A 6,583-nucleotide genomic window follows, 5' to 3' on the forward strand; every position below is an offset into this window, starting at 1 on the left:
CTATTAAAATCTATTATTGTCAATATTTTTATTATTTCTAATAATTCTTTTAATTTAGCTTGTTCCTCGCTGGAACGTTATTAATAGTACCACCTATAATAAGACTTTTTTCTACAAAATATACTATTTATCTTATATTATTCTTTATATACTTATTAAACCTCATTATTTCTAAAATATAATACTATTGACACACCAGGAGGCTTTGTTTGAAATTATGAGAAAATTTTATTCAATTTACAATGCACAATTCACAGTTCATATTTTTTAGGATAAAGGTATCAGAAACATATGTTAGATCTTTTATAAAAATAATAAATATATAAGTAAAAACTTAATTCGTCTTTAAATAAAACTTATCTTATATATTGATTAACTTCTAAGTTTCAAATAGCAAACATTAAATACTTGGTGAAGTTCACCTCATTTATATTTGAACTTAATATGAAAACCTATATGCTTAAAATCGTCTAGAGTAAACTCTTCTTAATTTTTAATTATAGTCTACACCTAGTACTTGTTATCTGATAAATATTCCTCGTCACCAATAAAATGAAAGTAACTGCGAACTATGCCTTGTGAAGCATGGACTATTAAATTATCTTATTTCTTTGTATTGTTACTGGATAATTTATAGTTCCCCTAATTTGTTGATTTCCATTAACTACTGTTCCCTTATCAGCGATAACCATATCCATTATTGCCTCTTCTCCAATTATACTGTTCTGCATTATTACACAATTTTCTAATTTTGCACCTTTTCCTATAACAACTCGTCTTCCTATAATGCAATTTTTAACTTCTCCTTCTATATACGATCCATTTGCTATTATAGAATTTGATACTAAACTTATATCAGTATATTGTGTAGGTGGCTCATCTTGTGATTTTGTATATATTGGTTTTAAATTATAAAATAATTCTTTATTTATATCTTGATTTAATATATCTAAATTAGTATCAAAATAAGATTTTATTGAATTTATACAAGCTAAATATCCGTTAAATTTATATGCGCCAACTTTAAAATCATTAAGCCTGGATGCTATATAGCTTTTTATTTTTCTATGAATCCCCGTTTTTATGCATTCATGTATCATTTTAATAAATAAATGTGTCTCCATGATATACATTTCCATATTTATTTTTGCATTTTTCTCTCTTCCTATATTCTCACCTATACTAATTACTCTATTATTATCTTCTATATTAACTACTTCACACTCTAAAAATTTTTTATTTGCATCATCTACATCCTTATATATTATAGTAATATCATTTTTAGATTTTTTATGATATTGTAAAACTTTATTATAATCTATATTACAAATCATATATGATGGGCTTATTAATACATATTCCTTTTTACTTTGCTCTATGAACTCTATATTATCTAAGAAATTATGAACATCATCATAGTTTGGATCATAATCTCCGAAATTAAATACTCTAAGTCCATCTTTCTTTCTATGCAAATCCCATGGCCTTCCATTAGTAAGATGATTTATTAAGGATCTTGATTTATTTGCAGTAAATATTCCTATTCCTTCTATTCCTGAATTAGCCATATTAGATAATACAAAATCAATTATCCTATATCTTGCTGAAAGAGGTACTGATGCCAAAGTTCTATATCTTACTAGCTCTCCCATTCTACTTTGGTTTTCATCTAAGTTTATTATTCCCAAACAATTATTCATTCTTATTTACCCCCTTAAAGATTAATTACTTTTCTATCTAAACATATTTCCTTAAAATCTATGGCTGATTCATCAAGTAAGTATTGATATGCACCAATAACTTCTATACTTTTACTATCTCCTACATGACAATTATTATTTATTATTGCATTACTTCCAATTATGGACTTTTCTATAATAACATTATCTCCTATTTGTACATTAGTCATTATTACTGAATCTTTAATTATTGTATTTTTACCAATATAAACACCTTGAGATAATACAGAATTTTCAATTTTACCGTTTATTATACATCCTTCTACAACTAAAGAGTTTACTATTTTAGCCTCTTCTCCAATATAGTGTGCTGGTCTAACTTGGTTTTGTGAGTATATCTTCCAATCACTATCATATAAATTTAAATCATTATCTATTTTTAATAAATCCATATTAGCTTCCCATAAACTTTCGATGGTTCCCACATCTTTCCAATATCCTTTAAATGGATATGCTATTAATCTTCTTCCATTATTCAACATATTAGGTATTATATCTTTTCCAAAATCATTACTTGAATTTTTATCTTTTTCATCTTCCCTTAAAAACTTTTTTAAAATTCTCCAATTAAATATATATATTCCCATAGATGCGTTAGTACTTTTAGGTACTTTAGGCTTTTCTTCAAATTCATATATTGAATTATCTGCCCTAGTATTCATTATTCCAAATCTACTTGCTTCCTCTATTGGAACATCTATAACTGCAATTGTAGCATCTGCATTATTTTCTTTATGAAAATCTAACATTCTATCATAATTCATTTTATAAATATGGTCTCCTGATAAAATCAAAACATACTCAGGTTCAAATCTATCTATATATTCTATATTTTGATAAATAGCATTAGCTGTTCCTTTATACCAATCTCCACCTTTCTCTTCCTGATATGGAGGTAATATAGATACCCCACCATCTCTTCTATCTAAATCCCATGGATCCCCTATTCCTATATGAGAATTTAAATCTAATGGCTTATATTGAGTTAGTACCCCCACAGTATATATTCCTGAATTAGAGCAATTGCTTAAAGGAAAATCGATGATCCTATATTTTCCTCCAAAGGGCACTGCAGGTTTTGCCATATTTTTAGTTAATATCCCTAATCTAGACCCTTGTCCACCTGCTAAAATCATTGCTACAATTTCTTTTTTCCCCATATTTTATCCCCTCTCTTCTATCCCAATCCTAATTAGACATGTATTATTTATTAACATTATTAAATGATAATTCATCATATATCCTTATATATTCCATAGCGGACTTTTCCCAGCTATTATCGGAGCTCATAGATTGTCTTACAATACTATTCCATTTATTTTTATCTTTATAGATTCCTAATGCATATTTAGTTATATTAAGAAGCTCATCAAATCTATAATTTTTAAACCCAAACCCATTACCTGTTCCTTCATATTCATTATAAGGAACCACAGTATCCTTTAGCCCACCTGTTTCTCTTACAATTGGTACACTTCCATATCTAAGCGCTATTAATTGCCCAAGACCACAAGGTTCAAATAATGAAGGCATTAAAAACATATCAGAAGATGCATAAATTTTATGTGCTAGTTCATTGCTAAATCTTATATTTGCATTAACCATCTTAGGATATCTATTTTGAAAACTTTTAAATCCATCTTCATACATACTATCACCAGTTCCTAATATAACAACCTGAACCTCCTCTTTTAATAATTCTTCTAATATATTTATAATTAAGTCACATCCTTTTTGATGTGTTAACCTAGATACTAGACCAATCATAGCTACATCTTTATTTACAGGTAATCCTAATTCCTTTTGTAAATTTTCTTTATTGATTGATTTATTTTGAATATTATCAATACTATATTTAGAATATATATATTTATCCTCTTCTGGATTATATTCTTCATAATCTATTCCATTTACTATACCCTCTAGTACAGAACTTCTATATCTAAGAAGTCCATCTAGCTCTTCTCCATATTCAGGAGTCTTTATTTCCTCTGCATAACTTTTACTTACTGTAGTGATCTTATCTGCATAATTGATTGCACCCTTTAAAAAGCTTACCGCTCCATAAAGTTCTAAGCTACCATTATTAAAAGCTTCGTAATCATACCCAAATAGCTCAGGCAATACTTCTTTACTAAACATACCTTTAAAAAATAAATTATGAATTGAAAATATTGTCTTTATATTTTTGAATTTTTCTTCTTTTATATATTCTAATTTATGAAGTACTGGTACCATTCCAGTTTGCCAATCATTACAATGTACTATATCTGGTACCCAATCTATATGCTTTATAAACTCCAAAACAGCTCTATCAAAAAATGCAAATTTCTCTCCATCATCATAATATCCGTATAATCCGCCTCTTTTAAAATAGTACTCGTTATCTAGCAGATAAAATTGTACCCCATCATATTCATACTCCAAAATACCACAATACTGAGTTCTCCATCCTACATTTACACTGAAATTATCAATATATGTTAAACTTTCTTTAATTTCTTTTTTTATATCTCTATAATTTGGTATTACTACCCTTACATCAACACCTAAATCTTTTAAAGCTTTAGGTAAAGCCCCTATAACATCTCCAAGACCTCCTGTCTTAATAAATGGATGCGCTTCTGATGCAACTATTAAAATATTCAATCTCATTCCCCCTTTTAATGCTAGCTCTTATACTTGTTTTCTAAAATTATTTCTTTATTTACTAGCAAATTAATATCTTCATTTAAATCACTTATAGATAATATTATTGCTGCCATAGGTGGTATTTTTAATGATATAGAGTACTTCCTATTATGATAACTTATATCTTCAGATTCTATTATTTCTTCATTTAATTGATTAGAACCTCCAAACTCTTTATTATCAGAATTAAATATTTCTTTATATTTTGCATTATATGGTACCCCTACTCTAAAGTCGTAATATACCACTGGAGTAAAATTACATATAAATACTAATGTATCTTTAATATCATTCCCTTTTCTGATGAAAGAAAAAATACTTTGGTTAGAATTATCAGCATCTATCCATTCAAAACCAGTATTATCGTAATCTAATTCCCATAAAGCCTTATTTTCCTTATAAAAGTTATTTAAAAATTTACAATAATTTTGTGTTAACTTATGCATTTCAAATTTATCTATTAACTCCCACTCTAGCTCTTCATATTCTCTCCACTCTATAAATTGAGCAAATTCATATCCCATAAATGTTAATTTTTTTCCTGGATGACCCATCATATATGCTAAATATAGTCTTAGCCCGGCAAACTTATTCCAATAATCTCCCCACATTTTATCAACTAATGACTTTTTGCCATGAACAACTTCATCATGTGATATCGGTAGTATAAAGTTTTCTGAATAGTTATACATCATGGAAAATGTCATCTTATTATGATTATGTTTTCTATATATTGGATCTACTTCTACATATTTTAACGTATCATTCATCCACCCCATATTCCATTTAAAATTAAATCCTAATCCGCCATCTTCAATTGGCTTGCAAACACTTGGCCATGAAGTAGATTCTTCAGCTATCATTAAAATATTTTTAAATTCATTAAATATTACTTTATTTAGCTCCTTTATAAAACTTATTCCTTCTAAACAACCATCACCCCCAAATTTATTAGTTTTCCATTCACCTTCTCCTCTTCCATAGTTTAAATACAACATATTAGATACAGCATCAACTCTAAGGCCATCTATATGAAATTCTCTGAGCCAAAATAATGCATTTGATATTAAGAAGCTTTTTACTTCTGGTCTACCTAAATCAAAGTTAGCAGTTCCCCAGCCCTTATTTTCAGACTTCCACTCTTCCTGATATTCGTATGTTGGAGTACCATCAAAATGATATAGACCATGTTCATCTTTGCAAAAATGTCCTGGAACCCAATCAAGAATAACTCCTATTCCATTTCTATGAAGTACATTTATTAATTGTTTTAAACCTTCTGAATCTCCATATCTACTGGTTACTGAGTAATATCCTGTTCCTTGGTATCCCCATGATGCATCTAAAGGATGTTCTACTAGTGGCATAAATTCTACATGTGTATATCCCATTTCATTTAAATATTCAGGCAACTTATCACTTAACTCTTTATATGTAAGAAATTCCCCATTATTAGTTTTCCATGAACCTAGATGCATTTCATAAATATTTATAGGCTCCTTAAAAAGATTTGTTTTTCCTCTTTTATTTATCCACTTCTTATCCATCCATTTAAACTTACATTCGCTTTTTACAATAGAGGCAGTATTCGGTCTAATTTCTGATAATTTAGCATACGGATCTGCTTTATAGATACCTCTTTCATTATTTTTGTTTACAATGTAATATTTATATTTGGCTCCTTCTCTTAAGCCAAGAATAAATATTGACCATAAACCTTTTTCATTTACTTTTTCCATTTTAAATTCATTTATAGGCTTGAATTCACAAAAGTCGCCAACTACATATATTTCACTAGCATTTGGTGCCCAGGTTGTAAATCTTACTCCCCGTTTTCTATTTTCAACAATACAATGTGAACCTAAAAGCCAATAGCTACTATAGTTTCTACCTTCATGAAAGGAATCTATGTCTATATTTATAAGTTGTCCCTTTTTTGCTTTATTCTTTACTTCCTGTGCCATAAAAATCTCCTCCCAAAGTTAACATAATTCTTATGTTGATAATTATATCACCCAATTACATTTTATTCCATAAATTCCATAATACTATAATCTATAAAATATAGTTTTTTTTGATATATATTTACATATTTTTGATAATTAGATGTTTGTAAAACGTCTTCTAACTATGTTATAAAATTATTTAGTATG

At 28.0% G+C, this 6,583-nt stretch carries 4 protein-coding genes; all 4 read right to left on the reverse strand.

Annotated elements, in window-relative coordinates; genetic code table 11:
• Positions 1–593: 593 nt before the first annotated feature.
• Genes glgD through glgB form a run of 4 tightly spaced genes read right to left on the reverse strand, consistent with a single transcriptional unit; the run spans position 594 to position 6,394 of the window.
• Entirely contained in the window at positions 594–1,700 is a 1,107-nt protein-coding gene (gene glgD / locus A500_RS18840; protein ID WP_016209167.1) for a glucose-1-phosphate adenylyltransferase subunit GlgD, read from the reverse strand.
• A gap of 14 nt (positions 1,701–1,714) precedes the next feature.
• The gene (locus A500_RS18845) at positions 1,715–2,899 is read right to left on the reverse strand and encodes a glucose-1-phosphate adenylyltransferase (protein ID WP_016209168.1); all 1,185 of its coding nucleotides are present in this window, start codon (positions 2,897–2,899) and stop codon (positions 1,715–1,717) included.
• Between the two features lie 43 nt (positions 2,900–2,942).
• Positions 2,943–4,388: a glycogen synthase GlgA gene (gene glgA, locus A500_RS18850; RefSeq protein WP_016209169.1), complete on the reverse strand. Its 1,446-nt coding sequence runs from the start codon at positions 4,386–4,388 to the stop codon at positions 2,943–2,945.
• A gap of 20 nt (positions 4,389–4,408) precedes the next feature.
• Positions 4,409–6,394 carry a 1,4-alpha-glucan branching protein GlgB gene (gene glgB / locus A500_RS18855; protein ID WP_016209170.1) on the reverse strand — a complete coding sequence of 662 codons (1,986 nt, stop codon included), beginning with the start codon at positions 6,392–6,394 and terminating at the stop codon, positions 4,409–4,411.
• Between the last annotated feature and the right edge of the window lie 189 nt (positions 6,395–6,583).

Source organism: Clostridium sartagoforme AAU1, from assembly GCF_000401215.1.
GTDB classification, from domain to species: Bacteria; Bacillota; Clostridia; order Clostridiales; family Clostridiaceae; genus Clostridium; species Clostridium sartagoforme.